This is a genomic window from Streptomyces sp. NPDC041940 (assembly GCF_055589465.1).
This window is the reverse complement of the sequence record NZ_JBVJBP010000003.1, coordinates 290,999-314,355: the sequence shown is the minus strand read 5'-3', so window position 1 is coordinate 314,355 and position 23,357 is coordinate 290,999. Positions and strand designations below refer to the sequence as shown.

The following is a 23,357-nucleotide window of genomic DNA, read 5'->3' as shown; positions in this document are numbered from 1 at the left end:
TGGTGTCCTCCTCAGTGGGCCACGGCCGCCGCGCCGTGTTCGTCGATCAGGGCGCCCGTCGTGAAGCGTTCGAGGGCGAAGGGGGCGTTCAGCGGGTGCGGCTCGCCGGTGGCGAGGGTGTGCGCGAAGGTCCAGCCGGCGGCGGGGGTGGCCTTGAAACCGCCGGTGCCCCAGCCACAGTTGACGTAGAGGTTCTCGACGGGGGTCCGGCCGATGATCGGGGACGCGTCCGGGGTGACGTCGACGATCCCGCCCCAGGTGCGCAGGACGTGCGCGCGGGCGAAGACGGGGAACAGCTCGACGGCGGCGGCCATCTGCCGCTCGATGACGTGGAAGGAGCCGCGCTGCCCGTAGCCGTTGTAGGAGTCGACGCCCGCGCCCATCACCAGCTCGCCCTTGTGGGCCTGGGAGACGTAGACGTGGACGTGGTTCGACATCACCACGGTCGGGTGCACCGGCTCGTGCAGTTCGGACACCAGCGCCTGCAGCGGATGCGACTGCACCGGCAGCCGTACGCCCGCCCGCTCGGCCAGCACACTGCTGTGCCCGGCCGCCGCGAGTCCGACCCGGCCGGCGTGGATGCGTCCGCGGTTGGTCTCGACGCCCACGACGCGGTCGCCGTCCTTGAGGAACCCGGTGACCTCGCAGCCCTGGATCAGGTCCACGCCCAGTTCGTCGGCGCGGCGGGCCAGCGCCCAGGCGACGTGGTCGTGCTTGGCGATGCCGGCCCGGGGCTGGAAGGTGGCGCCGAGGACCGGATAGCGGGTGCGGGGCGAGACGTTGAGGATGGGGCAGACCTTGGCGACCTCGTCCGGTTCGAGCCACTGGGCGTCGACTCCGTTGAGGCGGTTGGCGTTGGCCCGTCGCACGCCCTCGCGGACGTCCTGGAGGGTGTGCGCGAGGTTGAGGACGCCTCGCTGGCTGAACAGGAAGTCGTAGTCCAGCTCATCGGGGAGCCGCTCCCAGAGTTTCAGCGCGTGTTCGTAGATCGCCGCGCTCTCGTCCCACAGGTAGTTGGAGCGGATGATCGTGGTGTTGCGGGCCATGTTGCCGCCGGCCAGCCAGCCCTTCTCCAGGACGGCGACCTTGGTGATGCCGTGGTTCTTGGCGAGGTAGTAGGCGGTGGCCAGGCCGTGGCCGCCCGCGCCGACGATGACGACGTCGTAGGAGGAGCGCGGCTCGGGGTTGCGCCAGAGGAAGTCCGGGTGCTCCGGCAGCGGCTGGGTGGTCATGCCGCGTCTCCCTTCAGGTGAGGGTAGAGGGGGAAGGCGGCGGCGAGCCCGCCGACCCGGTCGCGCAGTGCGTCCTCGGGCTGTTCGCCCTTGAGGGCCTGGGCGATGATGTCGGCGGCCTCCCGGAACCCGGCGGCGCCGAAGCCGCGGGTGGCCAGGGCCGGGGTGCCGATCCGCAGCCCCGACGAGACCATCGGCGGGCGGGGGTCGAACGGCACCGCGTTGCGGTTGACGGTGATGCCGACGCGGTGCAGCCGGTCCTCGGCCTGCCTCCCGTCGAGCGCGGAGTTCCGCAGGTCGACGAGGACCAGGTGGACCTCGGTGCCTCCGGTGAGCACGGTGATCCCGGCCTCGGCGACGTCGTCGGCGAGCAGCCGTCCGGCGAGGATGCGGGCGCCGTGCAGGGTGCGCTGCTGGCGTTCCCTGAACTCCTCCCCCGCCGCCGCCTTGAAGGCGACCGCCTTCGCCGCGATGACATGCTGCAGCGGGCCGCCCTGCTGGCCCGGGAAGACCGCCGAGTCGATCTTCTTGGCCAGGCCGGCGCGGCTGAGGATCACGCCGCCGCGCGGGCCGCCGAGGGTCTTGTGCGTGGTGGTCGTGACGACGTCGGCGTACGGCACCGGGCTGGGGTGGAGGCCCGCGGCCACCAGCCCGGCGAAGTGCGCCATGTCGACGAGCAGATACGCGCTCACCCGGTCGGCGATCCGCCGGAACGCGGCGAAGTCCAGCCGCCGGGCGTAGGCCGACCAGCCGGCGACGATCATCCGGGGCCGGTGCGCGAGGGCGAGTCGCTCGACCTCGTCCATGTCGACGCGCAGGTCGGACGCGCGCACGTGGTACGGCACGACGTCGTACAGCTTGCCGGAGTAGTTGAGGCGCATGCCGTGGGTCAGGTGACCGCCGTGCGCCAGGTCGAGTCCGAGGATCGTGTCGCCCGGCTGGAGCAGCGCGGACATCGCGGCGGCGTTGGCCTGGGCGCCGGAGTGCGGCTGGACGTTGGCGTGCTCGGCGCCGAACAGCTCCTTCACCCGGGCGATGGCCAGCCGCTCGACGGCGTCGACGTGTGCGCAGCCGCCGTAGTAGCGGCGGCCCGGGTAGCCCTCGGCGTACTTGTTGGTCAGGACCGAGCCCTGCGCCTCCATGACGGCGGCCGGGGCGAAGTTCTCCGAGGCGATCATCTCGAGGGTGGACTGCTGGCGGTGCAGCTCGGCGTTCACGGCGGCGGCGACTTCCGGGTCGAGTTCGCCGAGCGGGAGGGCGAGGGGGGAGGTGAGTGTGCTGGCCGACGGGCTGGTTGCCATCTGTGCACCATCCTGGTAGCCGACTGATGCGCGACTGATATATCAGACTCTGCGGTACGGTATGGGAGCTCGCCGGACAGGTCAAGGGGGCATTCATGCAGCAGCTGGCGACCGAGCCCGCAGGCGGAGAGCCGAGCGGCGGAGCGCCCGGGGGCGAGGAGCTGTCGCTCGCCGAGCGGGCCTACCGTGCCATCCGCGACCGGCTCGTCATGCTCGAGATCCGCCCGGGCGCGCCGATCCACGAGGAGCAGCTGGCACAGTCCCTCGGTGTCGGACGGACACCGGTGCGCGAGGCGCTCAAGCGGCTCCAGTACGAGCGGCTGATCACGACCTACCCCCGGCGCGGCACCTTCGCCACCGAGGTCAACATCACGGACCTGGCCCATATCTCCGAGGTGCGCCAGGAGCTGGAGCCGCTGGCCGCCGCCCAGGCCGCGCGCCGCGCCACCGCCGCGGACCGGGCGGTCCTGACGGCCCTGCGGCAGGAGCTGGAGAGCGCGGACTCCGGCCGGCACGACGACACCGCGCTCATGCACCTGGACCTCCAGGTCCACCGCGCCGTCTACGCCGCCGCGCACAATCCCTATCTGGAGGACACCCTCGTCCGCCACGACAACCTCGCCACCCGCATCTGGTGCCTGTTCCTGGACCGCCTGTCCGACATGGCCGGCCACGTCGAGGAGCACGGGCCGTTGATCGAGGCGATCGTGGCGGGTGAACCGGAGAAGGCGGCACAGCTCGCCCGCGGTCACGTCGAAGGGTTCGAGCAGGCGATCCGCGCGGCCATCTGAACAGCGCGTCGGGAGCCCCGGGTCCCCGAGGCTCCCCGGGATTCCTGGGGTTTCAGCCCAGGCGGGGCCGGCCCGCCAGCGTGGCCCACAGGTGCGGGGCGATGTCGTCCTCGGGGAGCTGGGCGATCATGTAGCGGACACAGCGTTCGATCTTGACCCGCCACAGCCGGGCCGCCTCGTTCCCGTCGGCGTCGCGCAGGGCGTCGTGGACGGCGGTGTCCTCGTCGGTGATGGTGTCGAACGCCTGGCTGTAGTCCATGTCCAGCATCGTGACGAACATCCGCAGCCGGGCCGTGAGGTGCTCGAAGGTACGGGCCGCCTGCGGGAGGTCGGCCGTACGGGCCAGGGCGTCCTGAAACCGCAGGTCGACCTCCCGCAGCCGGATGTGGTCCTTGTCCCGGGCGGCGGCGCGGACCTCCTCCAGAGCGGCTGAGGCGAGGGCTAGGTGCTCGGAGCCGAGCATGGCGACGCGGCGGATGAGCAGCGCGCCGAGGCTGGCGCGCAGCGCGTAGAGGTCGAGGACGTCCTTCGCCGTGAGGCCCGGGACGACGGTCGCGCCACCCGGGAGCGGATCGAGCATGCCCTCCTCGGCCAGGGCCCGCAGACCCGCGCGGACGACTCGGCGGGAGAGGCCGAGGCGTGCCGCGAGCGGTGTCTCCCGGACGCGTTCGCCGGGCCGGTGGTCACCGGCCAGGACCGCTTCCCTCAGCAGGCCGACGACGGGATCGGTCGTGATGGGGGCACCGGGCGGGGCGTCGGAAGGTGTGGGCCGGGTCTCTTCGAGGAGATCCGCGCGCGTCTTCGAGGTGTTCGAGTCACGGTCGCGGCCGCGGATCGCCGGAGTGTCGTACGACGGGCGTGGTGCGGCGACCCGGGAGAAGGGGGCGGCCGCGCGGGTCCAGGTGGTGGACCAGGTGAGCAGCGCGTCGCGGAGCCGGTGCGGACCGGGCGCGGCCTCCCGGGAAGTGCACCCGTCGCCCGCGAGGAGGCGCCGGGTCTCCTCGGTCCAGGCCGCCGGGGTGGGCGCACGGTGCCAGCGTGGGCGCGGGGACGCGGACGGGTCCTGGGGGTCTAGGTGTGCGTACGTCTCCTCCGGTACGCCGTGTGCGAGCAGATGGACGGCTGCCCCGGCACCGGGCGCGGACCGCACCTGCTCCAGGAAGGCGTGCAGGGCCGCGTGGCCCGCGCCGGGCGCGTCCCCGTCGCCCCGCAGCGCGGCGAAGCCGCAGGCCACGGCCAGGACGTGGGCTGCTTCCCCGTCCTGGCCGAACAACCGGTGTCCTGCGGTCATCGAGGAGCCGCGTCCGGCCCGCACGGCCAGCACGCACACCGGCGGGGCGACGAACAGGCCGACCATCTCCCCGGCCCGGTCCGGCAGGGACCACGCCTGGCGCGGCCCGGCCGTGACGCGTGCCCCGGGCCGGACGCCGTAGGTCCGCCAGACGCGGCTCACCGTGCTCTGGCTCAGGCCGGTCTCGGCCGCCATGGAACGCGTCGACCAGAACGGCCGGGCGCCGGCCGGCGGTGGGGTGAGCGTGCGGACGAGGACGTGCGCCAGGGTGTCGTCAGCGGCCGTGGGAGGCCGCCCGGCGCGGGGCCGCTCGTCCAGGCCGGCCAGCCGGTCGGCGAGGAACCGGGCGCGCCACTTGCCGACCATGTCGCGGGAGATGCCGAGGTGTTCGGCCACGGCGGTGTTGGTGGGCTCCCGCTCGCACGCCAGCACGATCCGCGCGCGCAGGGCACGGGCCTGTGAGCAGCTGCGGCTGCGGGTCCATGTCAGCAGCGCGGTCCGTTCGTCCTCGGTGAGGAGCACGGCGTCGCGGGGGCGGCCAGGCATGGCGGGAACCGTAGCCGAACTTCCGACTCGGACACACCCCCGCGACCGGGGAATCGATGCGGGCGTTGTTGGCGGCCCACGGTCTTCACATACTTCGTTGCCATCCGGCCGCCACGCTGCCGGCGTCCCCACGACACCGCGAGTTCGCCGCGACCCGAGCCACCACGCTCGCCGGACGGCGCTCGTGCCCTCGGCAACCGCACATCAACCCCGACCTGGCCTCCTGGACGCAGCCTCGCACAGGCACGTCCGGGAACCGCTCCCGGAGGCTGTGATGACCCCGACCGCAGGAAACCGACTGGATGACGCGCCCCTGTCGCGCTTCCACAAGAAACTCGCGCTGTACTCCTCCGGAGGCCCGTTCCTCGACGGCTACGTCCTGAGCATCATCGGCGTCGCCATGACGCAGATAACGCCTCAACTGGACCTGTCCGACTCCGCCCAGGGGCTGATCGGCGCGTCCGCGCTGATCGGGATCTTCCTGGGCGCGTTCCTGGGCGGCTGGCTGACGGACCGGTTCGGCCGGCAGTTGCTCTACACCATCGACCTGATCGCCATCATCGTCTGCTCCGTCGCCCAGTTCTGGGCCTCCGACCCGGTGTGGCTGTTCGTCCTGCGGCTGCTGATCGGCATGGCGGTCGGCGCGGACTACCCCATCGCCACGTCGCTGCTGGCCGAGTTCACCCCGCGCCGCTACCGGGGCCCGCTGCTGGGCGGTCTGGTCGTCATGTGGTTCGTCGGCGCCGCCACCGCCTACATCGTGGGCGAACTCCTGCTGTCGGCCGGCGACGACGGCTGGCGGTGGATGCTGGCCAGCGCCACGCTGCCCGCCACGATCATCGTGCTGCTGCGCCACGGAACGCCCGAGTCCCCGCGCTGGCTGGCGAACAAGGGCCGCACCGAGGAGGCCGAGGCCGTCCTGAAGCAGGTCTACGGACCGGACGTCACGATCGCCGATCTGCCGGACGAGGCGGAGGAGCGCGAGAACGTCGACATCAAGGCGATCCTGCGGTCCGGCTACGGCGGGCGGATGCTCTACATCTCCGTCTTCTGGACCTGTTCCATCGTGCCGCTCTTCGCGATCTACGCCTTCGGCCCGAAGATCCTCGACGCGCTCCAGCTGGAAGGCGGGCTCGCCAACATCGGCGAAGCCATGATCACCGTGATGTTCCTCATCGGCTGTGTGATCGCCCTGCTCGGCGTGAACCGTATGGGCCGGCGACCCCTGGTCATCCACAGTTTCGTCTGGTCGGGTCTGGCCCTGCTGCTGCTCGGCATCTTCCCCGACGCCCCGTCGGGCGTGATCATGACGCTGTTCGCCCTGTACGCGGTCATCATCGGCGGCACCCAGATCCTCCAGTGGATCTACCCGAACGAGCTGTTCCCGACGGAGGTGCGGGGCTCCGCCGTGGGCCTGGCCTCCTCGGTCAGCCGTATCGGAGCCGCCGTCGGCACCTACCTCGTCCCCATGGCCCTGACCGGCTGGGGCGTCGGCGGCACCATGCTCGCGGCCGCCGCCATCAGCCTCCTCGGCGCCGTCGTCTCGGTCTTCTGGGCGCCCGAGACCCGCGGCATGGCCCTGCACGAGGCCGCCGCGCTCACACCGCGGAGCGACAGGCCCGTCGGCCGTCCCGCCAACGCCTGACCGTCCGCCCCGGGCCCTCGCCAGCCGGTGAGGGCCCGGGCGGGCCCCGCATCCTCACCCCGCGACCGTGCTGGAGGGCACCGATGAAGGACGTAGTGATCGTGGGCGGCGGCATCGCCGGACTGGCCGCCGGCTGGCGCCTGCGGCACTGGGACACACTCCTGCTGGAGTCGGAGGGCAGGGTCGGCGGCCGTATCCGCTCCGAGCGCCGCGGACCGTACTGGCTCAACTGGGGCGGGCACGTCTACGCCGGCGGGAACTCGGCGACGACCTGGCTGCTGAACAGCACCGGCGTCGACGCGGTCCCGGTGCCCGGCTCGCTCGCCGGGCTGTCGATGAACGGCAAGCTGCTGCTCAAGGGCCGGGTGGAGAGCTACCCGTTCCGCATCCCGATGCCCATGTCGGCACGCGTCGGCATGGTCAGGGCGGGCGCCAAGGTCGCCCTGTCGGTGGCCCGCTACGCCCGGGTCGTGCAGCGGCGGCGGGGCGAGAGCCCGGCCCAACGCCAGCAGCGCGTCTACGACTTCATGAACGACCGGTCCTTCAAGGACTTCATCGGCGACCTGCCCGAGGACGCCGAGGCCCTGTTCAAACCGACGGTGACCCGGTCCGCCGCCGACATCGACCAGCTCTCGGCCGGCGCCGGCGTCGGCTACTTCAGCCTGGTGTGGAACATCGGCGGCGGTCTCTCGCAGAGCATCCTCGGCGGCCCGTCCACCCTCACCGAGCGCATCGCCGCGTCCCTGGCCGGCCGGGTGCGGCTGAACGCGACCGTCGACGAGATCGTGCGGAAGAACGGCTCGGTCGTGGTCCGTTACCGGCAGGACGGCGCCGAGCGGGAGGTCGAGGCACGCTGCGTGGTCCTGGCCACGCCCGCGACCGTCAGTCACCGCGTCGCGGTCGACCTCGACCGCGACGTCCGCGAGGCGCTGTCGCAGATCGTCTACGGCCCCTATGTGAGCGCGGCGTTCCTCAGCGACGAGACCGGACGCCAGGTCTGGGACGACGCCTACGGCATCGCGACGCCGAAGCGGTCCTTCAACGTCGCGCTGAACATGTCGAACGTCGTGCACGGTTACGAGCGCGACCGTCGGCCCGGCAGCAGCATCATGACCTTCTCGCCGGGCAGCCTGGCGCGCGATCTGCTCCAGCACGACGACGACAAGATCCGCCAGATCTATCTCGACGACCTGGACCAGGTCCTGCCCGGCTTCGCCGACCGGGTCGTCGAGGCCGAGGTGCAGCGCTGGCCCACCGGAGCGCCCTACTGCTTCCCCGGCCGCGGGAAGCTCCAGCAGACCCTGACCCGCCGCACCGGCAGGGTCCTCCTGGCCGGTGACTACCTCGGCACCCTCTACACCGAGACCGCGATCCAGACCGGTCTGTCCGCCGCGCAGGAGGCACAGAGCCTGCTGGCCACCGACCGGCAGTCCGCCCCCCGTCCCGCCCCCAGCCTCACCTGAGGAGTTTCCAGCATGTCGTCACAGCTGAGCGGTGTCCTGACCGCCCTGGCCACCCCGTTCGCGCCGGACGGGGAGATCGACGAGAAGACGTTGCGCCGCCTGGTCGACCGCAGTGTCGACGGCGGGGTCGACGGCGTCGTCGCCTGCGGATCGACCGGCGAGTTCGCCGCGCTGAGCGGGGCGGAACGCCGCCACCTGGTGGAGACCGTCATCGACCAGACGGCCGGGCGCGTGCCCGTGATCGCCCAGACCGGCGCGCTGAGCACCAGGGAAGCGGTCGCGCTGTCCCGGCACGCCCAGTCCGCCGGCGCCTCCGTCCTCATGGTCGTCGCCCCGTACTACGAGCCGCTCACGCCGGAGGAGACGCTGCGCTATCTGCGCACGGTCGCCGACGCCGTGGATATTCCGGTCATGCTCTACAACCTGCCGGGCGCCACCGGGGTCAACCTCTCGCCGGACACCGTCGGGCAGCTCGCCCGCGAGGTCGACAACATCCGGTACATCAAGGACACCAGCGCCGACATGGCCCAGGCCGGGCAGCTGATCCACCGCCACGGCGACGTCATCTCCACCTTCGTCGGCTGGGACAGCCTGCTGCTGACCGCCGTCTCCGAGGGCGCCGCCGGTGTGATGGCCGGGACCGCGAACGTGATGCCGGCCGAACTCGTCTCGGTCCACCGCGCGTTGCGAGCCGGCGACCTGGGCCGGGCACGGGCGGAGTGGGCCCGGATCTACCCGCTGATGGACGCGATCATGTCCGCGCCGTTCATCCCGGCGATCAAGGCCGCTCTGGACGCCACCGGTTTCCCGGCCGGAGCTCCCCGGGAGCCGCTGCTCGGCCTCGACGCGGCCACGACCGCGCGGATCTCCGCTCTCGTCCAGGAACTTCCGCGGCTGTCCGAAGGGGGCAACTGACCATGACCACCATCCACCGCACAGGAGCCGGGGTCCGGCGCGCAGCGGACGCACCGCCCCTGATCACCTCGGCCGACCTCCCTCCGGCCCGGCACTTCGTCGACGGCGCGTTCCCCGACGGCTCGCCCGAGCGGCTCATCGACGTCATCGACCCGAGCACGGAGGAGGTCATCGCCCGGGTTCCCGAGGGAACCGCCGAGGACATCGACCGCGCGGTCGCCGCCGCGGTGGCGGGCAAGGAGCGCTGGGCCCGGCTGGTCCCCAAGGAGCGCTCCGAGGTGCTGCACGCCGTCGCGGACCGGCTGGCCGGGCACACCGACCTGCTGGCCCGGCTGGAGTCGGCGAACACCGGCAAGCCCCTCGCGGTGTCCAGGGACGACGTCGGGATGACGATCGACACCTTCCGCTTCATGGCCGGGGCCGTGCGCGCGAGCACCTCCATGGCGGCCGGGGAGTACGCCGAGCACCATCTGTCGGTCATCCTGCGGGAACCGCTCGGCGTGGTCGGCGTGATCACGCCGTGGAACTACCCGCTGCTCATGGCGGCCTGGAAGCTCGCGCCCGTTCTCGCGGCCGGCAACACCCTGGTCATCAAGCCGTCCGAGCAGACCCCGCTGACCACCCTGAAGTTCGCCGAACTCGTCGCCGATCTGCTGCCGCCCGGTGTGCTGAACGTCGTGAACGGCCACGGCGCGGTCGCCGGAGCCCGGCTCGCCGAGCACCCGGACGTGGACATGATCGCACTGACCGGCTCGGTCGCCAGCGGCCGTGCGGTGGCCCGGGCCGCCGCCGGCAGCCTGAAGCGGGTGCATCTCGAACTCGGCGGCAAGGCCCCGGTCGTGATCTTCCCGGACGCCGACCCGGCCGCCGCCGCGTCGGCGCTGCGCGTCGCGGGCTTCTGGAACTCGGGCCAGGAATGCGGGGCCGCGTGCCGCGTCCTCGTCCACGAATCGATCGCCGGGGAGTTCACCGAGCGGCTCGTCGGCGAGGTCCGGACCCTGGCGGTCGGCGAACCGCGCGCCGGTGAGGACATCGAGGTCGGTCCCATGGTCTCCAGGGCCCACTTCGACCGGGTCACCGGCTTCCTGGAGCGTGCCAAGGCCGAAGGCGTCCGCGTGGCGGCCGGAGGCGGGGCACTGGACGGGCCGGGCTTTTTCGTGGCGCCGACCGTGCTGGCCGACGTCCCCGAGGGGGCCGAAGCCGCCCGCGAGGAGATCTTCGGCCCGGTCATCACGGTCGAGACGTTCAGCGACGAGGAGGAAGCGGTCCGGCGCGCCAACGACGTGCCCCTGGGACTGTCGGCCTCCGTCTGGACCGAGAACGCCCGCCGCGCTCACGCCGTCGCCGCGCGCCTCGACTTCGGAACCGTCTGGGTCAACTCCCACCTCGTGCTCGCGAGCGAGGTCCCCTGGGGCGGGTTCAAGGGCTCCGGCTACGGCCGGGACCTGTCGGTCTACGCCCTGGACGACTATGCGCGCACCAAGCACGTCATGCACAACCACGAGCGCTGATCCACCCCACCGGCAGCCGCGATAGCGGGCGGCCTGACGGGGTACCCGCCTCCGAATACGGGTCAGACACGAACAGAAAGGGCAGGAATCAGGTCGGGGTCACCTGCGGAGGCACCGTGGAGGGACGCGTACCGGAGGATCTCGCGGTCGTCGTCGACGCCCGCGGGGCGATCATGGTGTGGAGCGACGGCGCTCGCCGCCTGGTCGGATACGACGCAGCCGAGGTCGTGGGCAGGGCCGTCGGCGGACTGCTCGCCGCCGACCTCCCGGAATCCACGCGGCGCCATGTGGCCGACGGGCAGCGGTGGACCGGTGAGGTGGCACTCCGGCACCGGGACGGCGACCGTGTCGTGGTCCGGCTGCAGGGCACGCCCCTGACGGACGCCGGCCACCGGCGGCTCTGGCTGGTGACCGGCGCCGCACCGGCGCACACGGCGCGGCGGAGCGAGCACGGGACCGTGCCCCTGTGGGACCTCACGCTCTCCCAGCTCCCGGTGCCGGTGGCCGTCTACGACCGCGAGGCCCGGCTGGTGGCCGCCAACGCGGCCATGGCGCAGGTGATGGGCCGGACCGAGGAGGAGATGAAGGGCCTGACGCTGTGGGAGATCCAGCCCGCCTGGCCCTTCGACGAGTACGACCGCCTCCAGCGGGAGGCCCTGCGCACCGGCGAGACGATCTTCCACGAGGAGCACGGCCGGGCCCCGGGGGAGACCCGGACGCATGCCTGGTCGATGTTCATGGCGCCGCTCAAGGACGAGACCGGCGCCGTGCAGGGACTGTCCGCGACCGTGTTCGACACCACGGAGCAGTCCTGGGCCCGCCGCCGGCTGGCGGTGCTCAACGACGCCAGTCTCCGCATCGGGAGCACCCTGGACGTGGCCCGGACGGCGGACGAACTGGCCGAGGTGGCCGTGAGCGGGTTCGCGGACTTCGTCACCGTGGACCTGCTGGAGTCCGTCGCCCTGGGCGACGAGCCGGATCCGCTGCCGCCGGCCGCGCCGGTCACCGTGCGGCGCACCGCGCAGCGCTCGGTGCTGGAGGGCTGCCCCGAGTCGGTGGTCCCCTCCGGCGAGACGATGCGCTACCCCGTGGGCACGCTGCCGGTGCGGACGCTGGTCGGCGGCCGGGGCACCCGGCACCGGCCGGGGGATCCGGGGATGCGGGAGTGGATCAGGTCCTCGCCCGCCCGCGTGGAGTCCGTGGCCAAGCACATGATCCACTCGGTGATGATGGTCCCGCTGCGCGCCCGAGGGGTGACGCTGGGGCTGGTGCACTTCCTGCGGCACCGGACGCCGGAGCCGTTCAGCGAGGACGACCTGCTGCTCGCGGAGGAGATCGTCGCCAGGGCGGCGGTGAGCGTGGACAACGCCCGCCGCTACACCCGGGAACGCCGTACGGCACTGGCACTCCAGCGCAGCCTGCTGCCCGACCGGCCTCCGGAGCTGGCGGCGATGGAGGTCGCCTACCGCTATCTGCCGACCGGTTCCGGGGCGGAGATCGGCGGCGACTGGTTCGACGTGATCCCGCTGTCCGGCGCCCGGGTCGCCCTGGTGGTGGGTGACGTGGTGGGCCACGGCATCCACGCCTCGGCCACGATGGGCCGGCTGCGGACGGCCGTACGGACGCTCGCGGATGTCGATCTCGCCCCCGACGAGCTGCTCACCCAGCTGGACGATCTCGTCCTGAGGCTCGACCGGGAAGAGGGACCGGAGGTGCGCGGGCGGTCGGCGGAGGCGTCGGGGCAGGTCGGAGCGACCTGTCTGTACGCCGTGTACGACCCGGTGTCCCGTCGCTGCGCCATGGCCCGCGCCGGGCATCCGCAGCCCGCGCTGGTCACGCCCGACGGCCGGGTGCGCTTCCTCGACCTGCCGGCCGGGCCGCCACTGGGCCTGGGCGGCCTGCCGTTCGAGGCGGCCGAGGTGCGACTGGAGGAGAACAGCCTGCTCGCCCTCTACACCGACGGGCTGATCGAGGCCGCCGACCACGACATCGAGGTCGGGCTCGGTCTGCTGCGCCAGGCGCTGAGCAGCCCCGCCGAGGCGCTGGAGGAGACCTGTGACCAGGTACTGCACACCGTGCTGGCGGGCCGTTCCGCCGACGACATCGTGCTGATGCTGGCCCGGACCGCCGCGCTCGGCGCCGGGCAGGTACACACCTGGCAGCTGCCACCGGACCCCGCCGCCGTGGCCCGGGCCCGCAAGCTGGCGGGCGGACAGCTGGCCTCCTGGGGGCTGACGGAGGCGGCGTTCACCACGGAACTGATCGTCAGCGAACTGGTCACCAACGCCCTGCGCTACGGCGGCGCCCCGATCGAGCTGCGGCTGATCCGCGACTCGACCCTCATCTGCGAGGTGTCCGACGGCAGCAACACCGCACCCCACCTGCGCCGGGCCCGCGTCTTCGACGAGGGCGGACGCGGACTGCTCCTGGTCGCCCAGCTCTCCGACCGCTGGGGCACCCGCCAGACGCCCACGGGCAAGACGATCTGGGCGGAACAGCCCCTGCCCGCCGAGATGTCCGGCTGACCCGGACGGTCCTGTGTCCTAAGTGAAAGGAGCCCTAAGTCCGCCGCTCCCCCGCGTCGTGTGCCGGGGCTCCGGCGTCGAGGGCGCTCTCGGTGTGCGTGACGAAGTCGTCGAGGAGCCGGCGGAGGAACCCGGCGAGCTGCCTCAGCTCCCCGGCGGGCCAGTCGGACAGCGCCATCTCCATGCCCCGCCGGCGGACCTCCCGCATGCGCTCGGCGGCGACCAGGCCGGCCTCGGTGAGCCGGACGCGCTGGGCGCGCCGGTCGTCCGGGTCGGGGATCCGTACGACGTAGCCGGCCCGCTCCAGCTGCCTCAGCTGCCGGGTCACGTGGGAGGCCTCCACCGACAGCCGGGCGGCCAGCACGCCGGGGCGTGGCGGGTCGCTCCCGGCGATGTGCGTCAGGATCGTCGCGGCGGCCCGGTCCAGGGTCAGTCCCGACTCGGCCATCAGCCGCTCGTGCTGCCGGGTCCGGCCGGCCAGGTACGTGATGCGGGTGAGGGCTTGCTCGATCTCGGCCAGGGCCGTCGAGGCGGGCTCCGCCACTGGACGCGTTGTGGGCATGCACGCAGCGTAGACATATTTGCCTGAGTTAAGCAATGTAAAAGTTGCTTGACTTAGACAAGGGAAACCTGCTTGCCTAAGTCAAGCAACCTCACTCCCCGTCGTCACGGAGGCTTCCATGTCCCACCCCCTCGCCCGCCGCGCGAAGGGCGGATCGTCCGCCCGGCCCAGCTCGAACGCCATGGTCGGGGTACTGGCCTTCGCCGGCATCGTGGTCTCGCTGATGCAGACCCTGGTCATCCCGATCGTTCCCGAACTGCCGAGATTCCTGAACGCCTCGCCGTCGAACGCCGCCTGGGCGATCACCGCCACCCTGCTGGCCGCCGCCGTCGCCACTCCGGTCGTCGGCCGGCTCGGTGACATGTTCGGCAAGCGCCGGATGCTGCTCGTCAGCGTCGTGCTGCTGGTGTCCGGCTCGGTCGTCTGCGCCCTGAGCGACTCGCTCGTCCCGATGATCGTCGGCCGGACCCTCCAGGGCCTGGCGGCGGCCGTCGTCCCGCTCGGCATCAGCATCATGCGGGACGTCCTGCCCGCCGAGCGGCTCGCCGGCTCCACCGCCCTGATGAGCGCCTCCCTGGGCGTCGGCGGCGCCCTCGGCCTGCCCGCGGCAGCCTTCATCGCCGACCGCTACGACTGGCACATGCTGTTCTGGATCTCCGCCGCGCTCGGTGTCGTGGCCCTGGCGCTCCTGGTGCTGATCGTGCCCGAGTCGAAGGTCCGCACCGGCGGCAGCTTCGACCTGCTCGGCTCCCTCGGCCTGTCCGCCGCGCTGGTGTCCCTGCTGCTGGCCGTCTCCAAGGGCGGCGACTGGGGCTGGTCCAGCGGCACGACGCTGGGTCTGTTCGCCGCCGCGGTGCTGGTCTTCCTGCTGTGGGGACGGTACGAACTGCGCACCTCCCAGCCGCTGGTGGACCTTCGCACCACCGCCCGCCGCCAGGTGCTGTTCACCAACCTCGCCTCGGTCGCGCTCGGCTTCTCGATGTTCGCCATGTCGCTCGTCCTGCCGCAGGTCCTCCAGCTGCCCGAGCAGACCGGCTACGGACTGGGCAAGTCCATGCTGGCCGTCGGTCTGATCCTGGCCCCGCAAGGGCTGGTGATGATGGCCATGTCCGCCGTGTCCGCCGGTCTCACCAAGGCCAAGGGCCCCAAGGTCACCCTGATGATCGGCGCGGTCGTCGTGGCCGCCGGCTACGGCCTGAGCCTGGTGCTGATGTCCGAGGTCTGGCACATCGTCCTGGTCGCCTGTGTCATCGGCGGCGGTGTCGGCTTCGCCTACGGGGCCATGCCCGCCCTGATCATGGGCGCGGTGCCGGCCTCCGAGACGGCGGCGGCCAACAGCCTCAACACCCTGATGCGCTCCATGGGAACGTCGTTCGCCAGTGCCCTCGCGGGCGTCATCCTGGCGCAGATGACCACCGGCTTCGGGGGCCACGCCCTGCCCTCCGAGAACGGCTTCAAGACGGTCATGGCCATCGGTGCCGGCGCCGCCCTTCTGGCCTTCTTCCTCGCCTCGTTCCTCCCCCGCCGGCAGGCCGCCGACGAACCGGCCGAGCCGGCCGGAGCCCTCACTGAACCGACGGAGATCTCCGGGGCGCGCTCCTAGTGCGCGCCCGCTGCGGCGCCGGCCCCTGAACGGCCGTGGTGCAGCAGGCTGCACCCCCCGTTCGGGAGCGCGCTCCCTCGTCGCGGCACACGGCGGACGGGATCGTGGTGAGCGGGCCGGAAACACCGAACCCACCCCTCCCTCCCCCGCATTCCACCCCGAGAGGCACCTCCATGTCTTCGCTGCTCGCCACCGTCAAGTCGTTCCTCGCCGACCTGCTCCTCTGGAGCTTCTTCACCGTCGGCCTCGGCGCCGCCCTGGGTGCCGGCGCCGTCCTCGACGGCACCCAGAAGGACGTGGCCACCGTCGCCGGGTCCGCCGTCGCGCTCGTCACCGGTCTGCGGCTCGCGAAGAAGCCGAAGATCAAGGGCTTCCTGTCCAGGCCCGGCACGCTGTGGTTCCTGTTCCTGTTCAACGGCGGTGCGGCCGCGGCGATGTACTTCGCCCTGGACGGTGTGAAGGGCATCGCCGCCGCTGCCGCCATGGGGCTGGTCTCGCTCGGCGCGGCCGGCGGGATCGTCGCCGGCTACCGGAACGCGGCCCACGCCTGAGACACCGCGACCCACCGGCGAGTGACGTGAGTCACGTCAGCTTGAGATCAGGGAGCTGACCGGAAGCTGTCAGCCCGCTCCGCTTCCATACCGATGCCCGATCTCTTCCCCTCCCCCACTGCACACCACTGAGGAGACGTCATGTCCGATGCCCTGTCCTGCCCCGTCACCGGCGCCACCGGCCCGCTGCCCGAGTACCCGCTGCCGCGCGCGGCCCAGTGCCCGCTGGCCCCGGCCCCGGTCGCACAGGAACTGCGGGACGAGAAGCCGATCACCAAGGTGCGGATCTGGAACGGCAGCACGCCGTGGCTGGTCACCCGCCACGCCGACCAGCGGGCCCTGCTGCCCGACTCCCGCGTCAGCGACGACGACCTCGACCCCGGCTTCCCGTACGTCAACGCGCACCGGGCGGAGATCGCGCCGATCACACCGCGGCTGATCACCAACACGGACGCCCCGGAGCACACACGGCTGCGGCGGACCGTCAACGGGCCGTTCGTGGTCAAGCGGATCGAGAAGATGCGGGAGCCGGTCCAGAAGATCGTCGACGACCTGATCGACCGGATGCTCGCCGGCCCCAACCCGGTCGATCTGCTCAAGGCGATCGCGCTGCCGGTGCCGTCACTGGTCATCGCCGAACTGCTCGGAGTGCCGTACGAGGACCACGACTTCTTCCAGCGCAGCAGCAGCCTGGTCCTGGACGGTTCGGCGGCACCGGAGGAGGCCAGGAAGGCCAGTGGCGCACTGGCCGCCTACCTGGACAACCTCATCCAGGCGAAGACGGCCGACCCGGACGACGACGTGCTGTCGGAGATGGCCGGCCGCGTCCAGGCCGGCGAGATGACGCACACCGAGGCCGTGCACATGGGCGTCGCGATGCTGATCGCCGGTCACGAGACCACCGCGACGATGATCAGCCTCGGCACCCTCGCCCTGCTCCAGCACCCCGACCAACTGGCCCTGCTGCGCGAGACCGACGACCCGAAGCTGGTCGCGAACGCGGTGGACGAGGTGCTGCGCTATCTGTCCATCGTCCAGACCGGCGTACGCAGGGTCGCCAAGGACGACATCGAGATCGGTGACGTCGTCATCCGCAAGGGCGACGGCATCATCTTCGACCTGCACGCCGCGAACTGGGACCCGCAGGTCTTCCCCGAGGCCGGGCGCCTCGACATCACCCGCCCCGCCCGTATCCACCAGGCGTTCGGCTACGGCCCCCACCAGTGCCTGGGCCAGAACCTGGCCCGCCTGGAGCTGCAGGTCGTCTACGGCACCCTCTACCGCCGCGTCCCGACCCTGCGGCTGGACGCGGCCGTCGAGGACCTGGAGTTCGACCACACCGGGACCACCTACGGCGTGCACAGCCTGCCCGTGGCCTGGTGACACCCCTCCCTCCCCCACTGAAGGAACAAGAGATGACAAGCATGCGTGTGGAACTGGACGTACCGAAGTGCGTGGCGTCGGGGCAGTGCGTGATGGCCGCCCCTGACGTCTTCGACCAGCGGGACGACGACGGTGTCGCGATCCTGCTGGAGGAGCGGCCCGGCGAGGAACTGCGCGGCGAGGTGGAGGAGGCCGTGGCGATCTGCCCGGCCGCCGCGATCCGGCTGGTGGAGTCGTGAGGCGCGTCGTGGTCGTCGGCGCCTCCGCGGCCGGGCTCGCGGCGGCGGAGACCCTGCGCCGGTCGGGCTACGACGGCACGCTCACCCTCGTCGGTGACGAGCCGCGGGCCCCCTACGACCGTCCCCCGCTGTCCAAGCAGATCCTCTCCGGCGACTGGAGCACCGAGCGGCTGCCGCTGCGCCCGCAGGCCGACCTCGACGCCCTCGGCCTCGACCTGCGGCTGGGAGCGGCGGCGACCGGGCTGGACATGACGGACCGTACGGTGTGTCTGGCCGACGGGGAGCACGTGCCGTACGACGGGCTGATCGTGGCCACCGGGGTGCGTCCCCGGCGGCTGCCCGGTGCCGGCGGCGCCCATGTGCTGCGCACCCTGGACGACGCCCTCGCGCTGCGCGAGCGGCTGAGGCCGGGCTGCCGGCTGGTCGTGGTGGGCGCCGGGTTCCTCGGCGCCGAGGCCGCCGCGGTGGCCTGGGGTCTCGGCGCCCGGGTGACCCTGCTGGAACCGGCTCCCGTGCCGCTGGCGCACGCCGTCGGGACCGAGGTCGGCCAGGTGCTCTCGCAGGCCCACCTCGACCACGGCGTGCGGCTGCGCACCGGCGTCACCGTGACCGAGGTGACCGACGGGGGCGTACGGCTCGCGGACGGCGAACTCGTCGAGGCCGACGAGGTGCTGGTCGCCATCGGCTCGCTGCCCAACACCGAGTGGCTGGCGGGCAGCGGGCTCCCGGTCGGCGACGGGGTGCTCTGCGACGCGTACTGCGCGGCCGCGCCGGGGGTGTACGCGGCCGGTGACGTGGCCCGCTGGGACAACCCGCTGTTCGGGACGTCGATGCGGATCGAGCACCGTACGAACGCCGCCGAGCAGGGCATGGCCGCCGCCCGCAACCTGCTCGCCGCACCGGATGCGCGCAGGCCGTTCGCACCGGTGCCGTACTTCTGGTCCGACCAGTACGACATGAGGATCCAGGCGTACGGCCATCTGCGCGGGCACGACGAAGTCGCCGTCGTGGACGGGGACTTGGCCGAGCGCAGGTTCGTGGCCGCCTATCGCACGGGCGAGCGGCTGACCGGCGCCCTGGCGGTCGGCATGCCGCCCAAGGCCGTCCGCGGCTGGCGGCAGGCCATCGCGGGCGGGACGGCCTGGAGCGACGCCGTTCCGGCCGCCGGCACCGAGGCGGCCTGACCCCAGGTGTCCCGACTCCCGGCGGGGGCGGCCCCGTTGTCGCCCCCGCCCTTTCAAGTGAAGGAGAGCGCAATGCAGAACCGTACGGACGACCCGCGCGACGTGGTCGTCGTCACCGGAGCGGGCGGGATGGGAACGGCGGTAGCGCGCCGTCTGGGCAGCGGGCGGACGCTGATCCTCGCCGACCACTCGCGCGAACGGCTCGATCAGGTCGTGGCGGAGCTGAGCGCCGAGGGATACGCGGTGCGGGGCGTGCCGACCGACGTCTCCGACCGTGCCTCGGTCGAGGAACTCGCGAGAGTCGCGGCGGAGCAGGGGCGGATCAGCGCCGTGGTGCACACCGCCGGAGTGGCCGCCGCGACCGCCTCGGTCCGCAGGATCCTCGATGTGGACCTGCTCGGCACGGTGTACGTGATCGAGGCGTTCGAGAAGGTGGCCGTCAGAGGCACCTCGCTCGTCTGTGTCGCCAGTCTGGCCGGGCACATGGCCTCGATCGGCGCCGAGGACGAGGCCGCCCTGGCGACGGCTCCCGCCGAGGAACTGCTCGGGCTCGACGCGGTCACGGCCCTCGGCGACGACGCGACCGCCGCCTACATCCTCGCCAAGCACGCCAACCACGTCCGTGTGCAGGCCGCCGCCCTCGCCTGGAACCGGCTCGGCGCCCGCGTCAACACCCTCAGCCCCGGAGTCATCGCCACCGCCATGGCGAAGGCGGAGGCCGACTCGGACGCCGACGGGCACATGCTCGGGATGCTCGACGCGTGCGGCGCGGGCCGCCCGGGCACACCGGGCGAGATCGCCGACGCCGTGGCCTTCCTCACCGGCCCCGAGGCGCGGTATGTCACCGGCACCGATCTGCTCGTCGACGGCGGGCAGGCGGCCTGGATCCGCCGCCACATGCGACGCCCCGGATGACGGTGGCCCCACCGGCCCGCCCGGTCGCCGGCCCTCCCCACCTGGGCGGGGAGTTGCGGCAGGCCGGGCGGGCCACGCTCCACCTGTTCGTTGCCGCGCTGCTGGCCTTCGGCCTGTACCTGTTCATCACCGTGCTGCTGATCACGGCGATCGCCACGGTCTCCGTCGTGGGGGCGTGGCTGCTGCCCGAGACGGTGCTGCTGATCCGCCGGATCGCCGGGGCGAAGCGCAGCCTGGTGGCGGCCCGGACGGGCCGGGAGATCCCCGAGGCGTACGAGCCGGTCACCGGCCCGCTGCGGGAGCGGCTGCGGATCGCGGTCCGGGACCCCGGCACCCTGACCGACCTGCGCTGGATGGCGGCCTCCTACGTCTACGGAGCCATGCTCGCCCTGGCGCTGCCCCTGTGGCCGCTGGGACTGCTCGTCGACGGCGTGCGGTGCGGGCTGTGGCGCCGTGCGGCGCTCGTCCTGCCGTTGATCACCCGCCTCGCCGATGTGGAGGCGGGCTGGTCGGAGACCCTGCTCAAGCCCTCGCCCAGGGCGCGACTGGCCGCCCGGGTCGAGGAGCTGGCCGCCACCCGGACGGACGCGATCGCGGCGCACGGGGCCGAACTGCGCCGCATCGAGCGGGATCTGCACGACGGGGCGCAGGCCCGGCTGGTGGCGCTGTCCATGCGGATCGGGCTGGCGGTACGCGCCTACGACCGTGACCCGGGGGCCGCGCACCGGCTGCTGGCGGGCGCGCAGGACCAGGCCGAGGAGGCGCTGACCGAGCTGCGGCACGTGGTCCGCGGCATCCATCCGCCGGTCCTCACCGACCGGGGCCTGGCCGGTGCGGTGCGGGCGCTGGCCGCGGTCAGCGGGCTCGAGGTGACCGTGCGGGTGGACGGCCTGGAGGGCGAGGGGGTCCGGGCCCCGGCCGCGGTCGAGGCGGCCACCTACTTCGCCGTGGCGGAGGCGCTCACCAACGCCGCCAAGTACAGCAGCGCCGACCGGGCGTCGGTCGTCCTGGAACGCCTGCGCACCGGGCTGCGCGCCGTCGTCCGGGACGAGGGCGTGGGCGGCGCGGACGAGTCCGGTGACGGTTCCGGGCTGCTGGGCATCCGCCGCCGCGTCGCCGCCCTGGACGGGACCGTGACCGTGACCAGCCCCGTCGGGGGGCCGACCGTGATCGAAGTGGAGCTGCCGTGCGTGTGGTGATAGCCGAGGACAACGCCCTGCTCAGAGAAGGGCTCGTGCTGCTGCTGACCTCGGCCGGGCATGAGGTGGCGGCCGTCGCCGGCACCGGCCCCGAGGTCCTCCCGGCGCTGCTGGAACACCGTCCGGACGTGGCCGTGCTCGACGTCCGGATGCCGCCGGGCTTCCGGGACGAGGGCCTGCGCGCCGCCCTGGAGGCTCGCGAGAGGATTCCCGGGCTGCCCGTGCTGGTGCTCTCGCAGTACGTGGAGGAGTCGTACGCCGCCGAGTTGCTGGGCGGCGGGGCGAGCGGGGTCGGCTATCTGCTCAAGGACCGGGTGGGCCGGGTGGACGAGTTCCTGGAGGCGCTCGACCGGGTCGCGGGCGGTGGTACGGCCCTGGACCCGGAGGTGGTCACGGAGTTGCTCACCCGGCGCCGCGACTCTCCCCTGGACTCGCTGACGCCGCGCGAGCGCGAGGTGCTGAAGCTGATGGCGGAGGGCCATGACAACACCACCATCGCGCAGACCCTCGTCGTCACCGAACGCGCCGTCAGCAAGCACATCGGCAACGTGTTCCTGAAGCTCGGCCTCCCGCCCAGCGACAGCGGCCACCGCAGGGTGCTGGCGGTACTGGCCTGTCTGAACGGCCGGTGAGTCAGCGCGGGGTCGCGGCCGGCCGGGCCAGACGCTCGCCGATGACGCCGATCACGTCCGGCGCGTGGTCGATGAGGAAGAAGTGCCCGCCGGGGTAGCGCTTCATCTCGAAGTCGCCCGTGGTGTGGGCGCTCCAGGCGCGTACCTCGTCGTGGCTCGCCTTGGGGTCGTCGTCTCCGGTCAGGGCGGTGAGGGGGCTGTGGAGCCGGTGATCCGACGCCCACACATAGGTCTCCACCGCGCGGTAGTCGTTGCGCAGGGCCGGCAGGATCATGCGCATCAGTTCCTCGTCCCCGAAGACGCGCTGGTCGGTGCCGCTGAGCCCGCGCAGTTCGGCGATGATCCCGGCGTCGTCACGCCGGTGCACCCGCTCGTCGCGGTGGCACGACGGTGCGCGGCGTCCCGAGACGAAGACCCGCTCGGCGAATCGCCCGGCCCGCTCCAGCCGTACGGCGACCTCGAAGGCCAGGGTCGCTCCCATGCTGTGCCCGAACAGGGCGAAGGGGCGGTCCACCGTGCGCGTCACGGCCCGGCTGACATGGTCCGCGAGACCGTCGATGGTGTCGATCATGGGCTCGTTGTGCCGGTCCTGGCGGCCCGGGTACTGGACGGAGAGCACCTCGACGCCGGGGTTCAACGCCTGGGCCACCGGCCGGAAGAAGGACGCCGAACCGCCCGCGTGGGGCAGACAGACCAGTTGTACGGGGGCGTCGGGGCTCGGGAAGAAGCGTCGTATCCACGGATCGGTGGCGGTCATGGGGCCTTCCTGTTCTCATGCTCGGAACGACTTCTCATGCTCGGAACGACATGCTCGTGCCGATTGCCAAGATAGACGGACCGACCGGCCAGGAGGGATCGCATGACGAACCACCCCACCCGCACGGAACGTGTCGAACTGACGCCGGCCGCCGAGGAACTGCTGCGGCGGCTGAGCGGGACGCACGGGCCGGTGATGTTCCACCAGTCCGGCGGCTGCTGTGACGGCAGCGCCCCGATGTGCTACCCGCGCGGTGAGTTCCGGGTCGGCGCCTCGGACGTGCTGCTGGGGCAGGTGGCCGGGGACACCCCGTTCTGGATGAGCGCGGACCAGCACCGGTACTGGTCGCACACCCATCTCACCGTGGACGTCGTCCCCGGCCGGGGCAGCGGCTTCTCCCTGGAGGCCCCGGAGGGCGTCCGTTTCCTGATCCGCTCCCGGCTGCTCACCGACGAGGAGCTGCGGCACATCGAGGCGGAGCCACCGCTGCCGACCGGGGCGGACGAGCCCGGCCGGGCCTGAACGGCTCGGTGCGCGCGTCGCCGTAGGGTGGGCGCATGTACACGACGCGGGTCTCCGGCCATGTCGACGCGCCGCGTCCGGCCGTCTACCGGGCGCTGGTGAGCGCGGAGGCGATCGCGCGCTGGCGGGTGCCGGACGACATGCGCGGCGAGGTGCACGAGTTCGACGCCCGCGAGGGCGGCCGGTTCCGTGTCTCGCTGACGTACGACGCACCGGACGCCGCCGGGAAGTCGGCCGCGCGCACCGACACGTACCACGGCCACTTCGCGCGGCTCGTGCCCGACGAGCAGGTGGTCGAGGTACTCGCGTTCGAGACCGCCGACCCGGCGCTGGCCGGCACGATGACCATGACGACGACGCTCACCGACGCGGAGGGCGGCGGCACCGACGTCCTGGTGACCCACGAGGGCATCCCCGACGTGGTACCCGCCGCGGACAACGAGACGGGCACCCGCATGGCCCTGGCGAATCTGGCCCGGTTCGTCGAGACCGGCCCGGACGTCGCCTGAGGCACGGTCTCCATGTTCATGCCAGGCGCGCAACTCGGCTGCCGTGCCCTTCAGGAGCACAGACGGAACACGGATTTCTCC

The 23,357-nt window shown here is 72.5% G+C and carries 21 protein-coding genes; 16 read left to right on the top strand and 5 right to left on the bottom strand.

What is annotated here, in order from left to right; all coding sequences use genetic code 11:
* Nucleotides 1–11: 11 nt before the first annotated feature.
* Complete coding sequence (locus ACZ6I3_RS08705) at nucleotides 12–1,232, bottom strand: sarcosine oxidase subunit beta family protein (protein ID WP_469412921.1); 1,221 nt, start codon at nucleotides 1,230–1,232, stop codon at nucleotides 12–14.
* Nucleotides 1,229–2,533, bottom strand: coding sequence for a serine hydroxymethyltransferase (locus ACZ6I3_RS08700; RefSeq protein ID WP_469412919.1), 1,305 nt, complete (start codon nucleotides 2,531–2,533; stop codon nucleotides 1,229–1,231). Before ACZ6I3_RS08700 ends, ACZ6I3_RS08705 begins: the two co-directional genes overlap by 4 nt.
* Nucleotides 2,534–2,628: 95 nt before the next feature.
* Here ACZ6I3_RS08700 and ACZ6I3_RS08695 point away from each other — a divergent pair, with 95 nt between their 5' ends.
* Nucleotides 2,629–3,324, top strand: a complete 696-nt coding sequence (locus tag ACZ6I3_RS08695) for a GntR family transcriptional regulator (RefSeq protein WP_469412917.1) — start codon at nucleotides 2,629–2,631, stop codon at nucleotides 3,322–3,324.
* A 52-nt stretch (nucleotides 3,325–3,376) separates the two neighbouring features.
* Here ACZ6I3_RS08695 and ACZ6I3_RS08690 read toward each other — a convergent pair whose 3' ends face one another.
* Complete coding sequence (locus ACZ6I3_RS08690; RefSeq protein ID WP_469412916.1) at nucleotides 3,377–5,161, bottom strand: helix-turn-helix domain-containing protein; 1,785 nt, start codon at nucleotides 5,159–5,161, stop codon at nucleotides 3,377–3,379.
* A gap of 274 nt (nucleotides 5,162–5,435) precedes the next feature.
* Here ACZ6I3_RS08690 and ACZ6I3_RS08685 point away from each other — a divergent pair, with 274 nt between their 5' ends.
* The 5 genes from ACZ6I3_RS08685 (at nucleotide 5,436) to ACZ6I3_RS08665 (ending at nucleotide 13,220) form a co-directional block, all read left to right on the top strand.
* Entirely contained in the window at nucleotides 5,436–6,806 is a 1,371-nt protein-coding gene (locus ACZ6I3_RS08685) for an MFS transporter (RefSeq protein WP_469412914.1), read from the top strand.
* A gap of 83 nt (nucleotides 6,807–6,889) precedes the next feature.
* Nucleotides 6,890–8,269, top strand: a complete 1,380-nt coding sequence (locus ACZ6I3_RS08680) for an NAD(P)/FAD-dependent oxidoreductase (protein WP_469412912.1) — start codon at nucleotides 6,890–6,892, stop codon at nucleotides 8,267–8,269.
* A 12-nt stretch (nucleotides 8,270–8,281) separates the two neighbouring features.
* Complete coding sequence (gene dapA, locus ACZ6I3_RS08675) at nucleotides 8,282–9,184, top strand: 4-hydroxy-tetrahydrodipicolinate synthase (RefSeq protein WP_469412910.1); 903 nt, start codon at nucleotides 8,282–8,284, stop codon at nucleotides 9,182–9,184.
* Nucleotides 9,185–9,186: 2 nt separating this feature from the next.
* Nucleotides 9,187–10,695, top strand: coding sequence for an aminobutyraldehyde dehydrogenase (locus ACZ6I3_RS08670; RefSeq protein WP_469412908.1), 1,509 nt, complete (start codon nucleotides 9,187–9,189; stop codon nucleotides 10,693–10,695).
* A gap of 116 nt (nucleotides 10,696–10,811) precedes the next feature.
* Nucleotides 10,812–13,220 (top strand): SpoIIE family protein phosphatase, encoded by a 2,409-nt coding sequence (locus tag ACZ6I3_RS08665; RefSeq protein ID WP_469412907.1) that lies wholly within the window; start codon nucleotides 10,812–10,814, stop codon nucleotides 13,218–13,220.
* Between the two features lie 34 nt (nucleotides 13,221–13,254).
* On the opposite strand, the gene ACZ6I3_RS08660 is transcribed toward ACZ6I3_RS08665, so the two are convergent.
* The gene (locus ACZ6I3_RS08660; RefSeq protein WP_469412905.1) at nucleotides 13,255–13,782 is read right to left on the bottom strand and encodes a MarR family winged helix-turn-helix transcriptional regulator; all 528 of its coding nucleotides are present in this window, start codon (nucleotides 13,780–13,782) and stop codon (nucleotides 13,255–13,257) included.
* A gap of 118 nt (nucleotides 13,783–13,900) precedes the next feature.
* Between ACZ6I3_RS08660 and ACZ6I3_RS08655 the strand changes: the two genes are divergently transcribed.
* From ACZ6I3_RS08655 to ACZ6I3_RS08620, 8 genes are all read left to right on the top strand, one after another.
* Nucleotides 13,901–15,385, top strand: coding sequence for an MFS transporter (locus ACZ6I3_RS08655; protein WP_469412903.1), 1,485 nt, complete (start codon nucleotides 13,901–13,903; stop codon nucleotides 15,383–15,385).
* A gap of 173 nt (nucleotides 15,386–15,558) precedes the next feature.
* Nucleotides 15,559–15,936, top strand: coding sequence for a hypothetical protein (locus ACZ6I3_RS08650; RefSeq protein WP_469412902.1), 378 nt, complete (start codon nucleotides 15,559–15,561; stop codon nucleotides 15,934–15,936).
* A 141-nt stretch (nucleotides 15,937–16,077) separates the two neighbouring features.
* Nucleotides 16,078–17,319 carry a cytochrome P450 gene (locus ACZ6I3_RS08645; RefSeq protein ID WP_469412900.1) on the top strand — a complete coding sequence of 414 codons (1,242 nt, stop codon included), beginning with the start codon at nucleotides 16,078–16,080 and terminating at the stop codon, nucleotides 17,317–17,319.
* A 41-nt stretch (nucleotides 17,320–17,360) separates the two neighbouring features.
* On the top strand, nucleotides 17,361–17,558 hold the full coding sequence (locus ACZ6I3_RS08640; protein WP_184599145.1) for a ferredoxin: 198 nt from the start codon (nucleotides 17,361–17,363) through the stop codon (nucleotides 17,556–17,558).
* Nucleotides 17,555–18,742 (top strand): NAD(P)/FAD-dependent oxidoreductase, encoded by a 1,188-nt coding sequence (locus tag ACZ6I3_RS08635; protein WP_469412899.1) that lies wholly within the window; start codon nucleotides 17,555–17,557, stop codon nucleotides 18,740–18,742. The genes ACZ6I3_RS08640 and ACZ6I3_RS08635 overlap by 4 nt, the downstream gene beginning before the upstream one ends.
* A 72-nt stretch (nucleotides 18,743–18,814) precedes the next feature.
* Nucleotides 18,815–19,657, top strand: coding sequence for an SDR family oxidoreductase (locus tag ACZ6I3_RS08630; protein ID WP_469412898.1), 843 nt, complete (start codon nucleotides 18,815–18,817; stop codon nucleotides 19,655–19,657).
* Nucleotides 19,654–20,856 (top strand): sensor histidine kinase, encoded by a 1,203-nt coding sequence (locus ACZ6I3_RS08625; protein WP_469412896.1) that lies wholly within the window; start codon nucleotides 19,654–19,656, stop codon nucleotides 20,854–20,856. Before ACZ6I3_RS08630 ends, ACZ6I3_RS08625 begins: the two co-directional genes overlap by 4 nt.
* Nucleotides 20,844–21,488 (top strand): response regulator, encoded by a 645-nt coding sequence (locus ACZ6I3_RS08620; RefSeq protein ID WP_469412894.1) that lies wholly within the window; start codon nucleotides 20,844–20,846, stop codon nucleotides 21,486–21,488. The genes ACZ6I3_RS08625 and ACZ6I3_RS08620 overlap by 13 nt, the downstream gene beginning before the upstream one ends.
* A 1-nt stretch (nucleotide 21,489) precedes the next feature.
* Here ACZ6I3_RS08620 and ACZ6I3_RS08615 read toward each other — a convergent pair whose 3' ends face one another.
* Nucleotides 21,490–22,245, bottom strand: coding sequence for a thioesterase II family protein (locus ACZ6I3_RS08615; protein WP_469412893.1), 756 nt, complete (start codon nucleotides 22,243–22,245; stop codon nucleotides 21,490–21,492).
* Between the two features lie 102 nt (nucleotides 22,246–22,347).
* Between ACZ6I3_RS08615 and ACZ6I3_RS08610 the strand changes: the two genes are divergently transcribed.
* Nucleotides 22,348–22,767: a DUF779 domain-containing protein gene (locus ACZ6I3_RS08610; protein ID WP_469412891.1), complete on the top strand. Its 420-nt coding sequence runs from the start codon at nucleotides 22,348–22,350 to the stop codon at nucleotides 22,765–22,767.
* A 35-nt stretch (nucleotides 22,768–22,802) separates the two neighbouring features.
* Nucleotides 22,803–23,276, top strand: coding sequence for an SRPBCC domain-containing protein (locus tag ACZ6I3_RS08605; RefSeq protein WP_469412889.1), 474 nt, complete (start codon nucleotides 22,803–22,805; stop codon nucleotides 23,274–23,276).
* Nucleotides 23,277–23,357: the final 81 nt, after the last annotated feature.

What these genes read in the sequence shown, in the direction of transcription:
- ACZ6I3_RS08630 (WP_469412898.1), top strand. Translation starts at nt 18,815, where the DNA reads ATGCAGAACCGTACGGACGACCCGCGCGACGTGGTCGTCGTCACCGGA.
- ACZ6I3_RS08640 (WP_184599145.1), top strand. Translation starts at nt 17,361, where the DNA reads ATGCGTGTGGAACTGGACGTACCGAAGTGCGTGGCGTCGGGGCAGTGC.
- ACZ6I3_RS08615 (WP_469412893.1), bottom strand. Translation starts at nt 22,245, where the DNA reads ATGACCGCCACCGATCCGTGGATACGACGCTTCTTCCCGAGCCCCGAC.
- dapA (WP_469412910.1), top strand. Translation starts at nt 8,282, where the DNA reads ATGTCGTCACAGCTGAGCGGTGTCCTGACCGCCCTGGCCACCCCGTTC.
- ACZ6I3_RS08690 (WP_469412916.1), bottom strand. Translation starts at nt 5,161, where the DNA reads ATGCCTGGCCGCCCCCGCGACGCCGTGCTCCTCACCGAGGACGAACGG.
- ACZ6I3_RS08705 (WP_469412921.1), bottom strand. Translation starts at nt 1,232, where the DNA reads ATGACCACCCAGCCGCTGCCGGAGCACCCGGACTTCCTCTGGCGCAAC.
- ACZ6I3_RS08625 (WP_469412896.1), top strand. Translation starts at nt 19,654, where the DNA reads ATGACGGTGGCCCCACCGGCCCGCCCGGTCGCCGGCCCTCCCCACCTG.
- ACZ6I3_RS08655 (WP_469412903.1), top strand. Translation starts at nt 13,901, where the DNA reads ATGTCCCACCCCCTCGCCCGCCGCGCGAAGGGCGGATCGTCCGCCCGG.
- ACZ6I3_RS08605 (WP_469412889.1), top strand. Translation starts at nt 22,803, where the DNA reads ATGTACACGACGCGGGTCTCCGGCCATGTCGACGCGCCGCGTCCGGCC.
- ACZ6I3_RS08680 (WP_469412912.1), top strand. Translation starts at nt 6,890, where the DNA reads ATGAAGGACGTAGTGATCGTGGGCGGCGGCATCGCCGGACTGGCCGCC.
- ACZ6I3_RS08660 (WP_469412905.1), bottom strand. Translation starts at nt 13,782, where the DNA reads ATGCCCACAACGCGTCCAGTGGCGGAGCCCGCCTCGACGGCCCTGGCC.
- ACZ6I3_RS08670 (WP_469412908.1), top strand. Translation starts at nt 9,187, where the DNA reads ATGACCACCATCCACCGCACAGGAGCCGGGGTCCGGCGCGCAGCGGAC.
- ACZ6I3_RS08700 (WP_469412919.1), bottom strand. Translation starts at nt 2,533, where the DNA reads ATGGCAACCAGCCCGTCGGCCAGCACACTCACCTCCCCCCTCGCCCTC.
- ACZ6I3_RS08610 (WP_469412891.1), top strand. Translation starts at nt 22,348, where the DNA reads ATGACGAACCACCCCACCCGCACGGAACGTGTCGAACTGACGCCGGCC.
- ACZ6I3_RS08645 (WP_469412900.1), top strand. Translation starts at nt 16,078, where the DNA reads ATGTCCGATGCCCTGTCCTGCCCCGTCACCGGCGCCACCGGCCCGCTG.
- ACZ6I3_RS08685 (WP_469412914.1), top strand. Translation starts at nt 5,436, where the DNA reads ATGACCCCGACCGCAGGAAACCGACTGGATGACGCGCCCCTGTCGCGC.
- ACZ6I3_RS08695 (WP_469412917.1), top strand. Translation starts at nt 2,629, where the DNA reads ATGCAGCAGCTGGCGACCGAGCCCGCAGGCGGAGAGCCGAGCGGCGGA.
- ACZ6I3_RS08650 (WP_469412902.1), top strand. Translation starts at nt 15,559, where the DNA reads ATGTCTTCGCTGCTCGCCACCGTCAAGTCGTTCCTCGCCGACCTGCTC.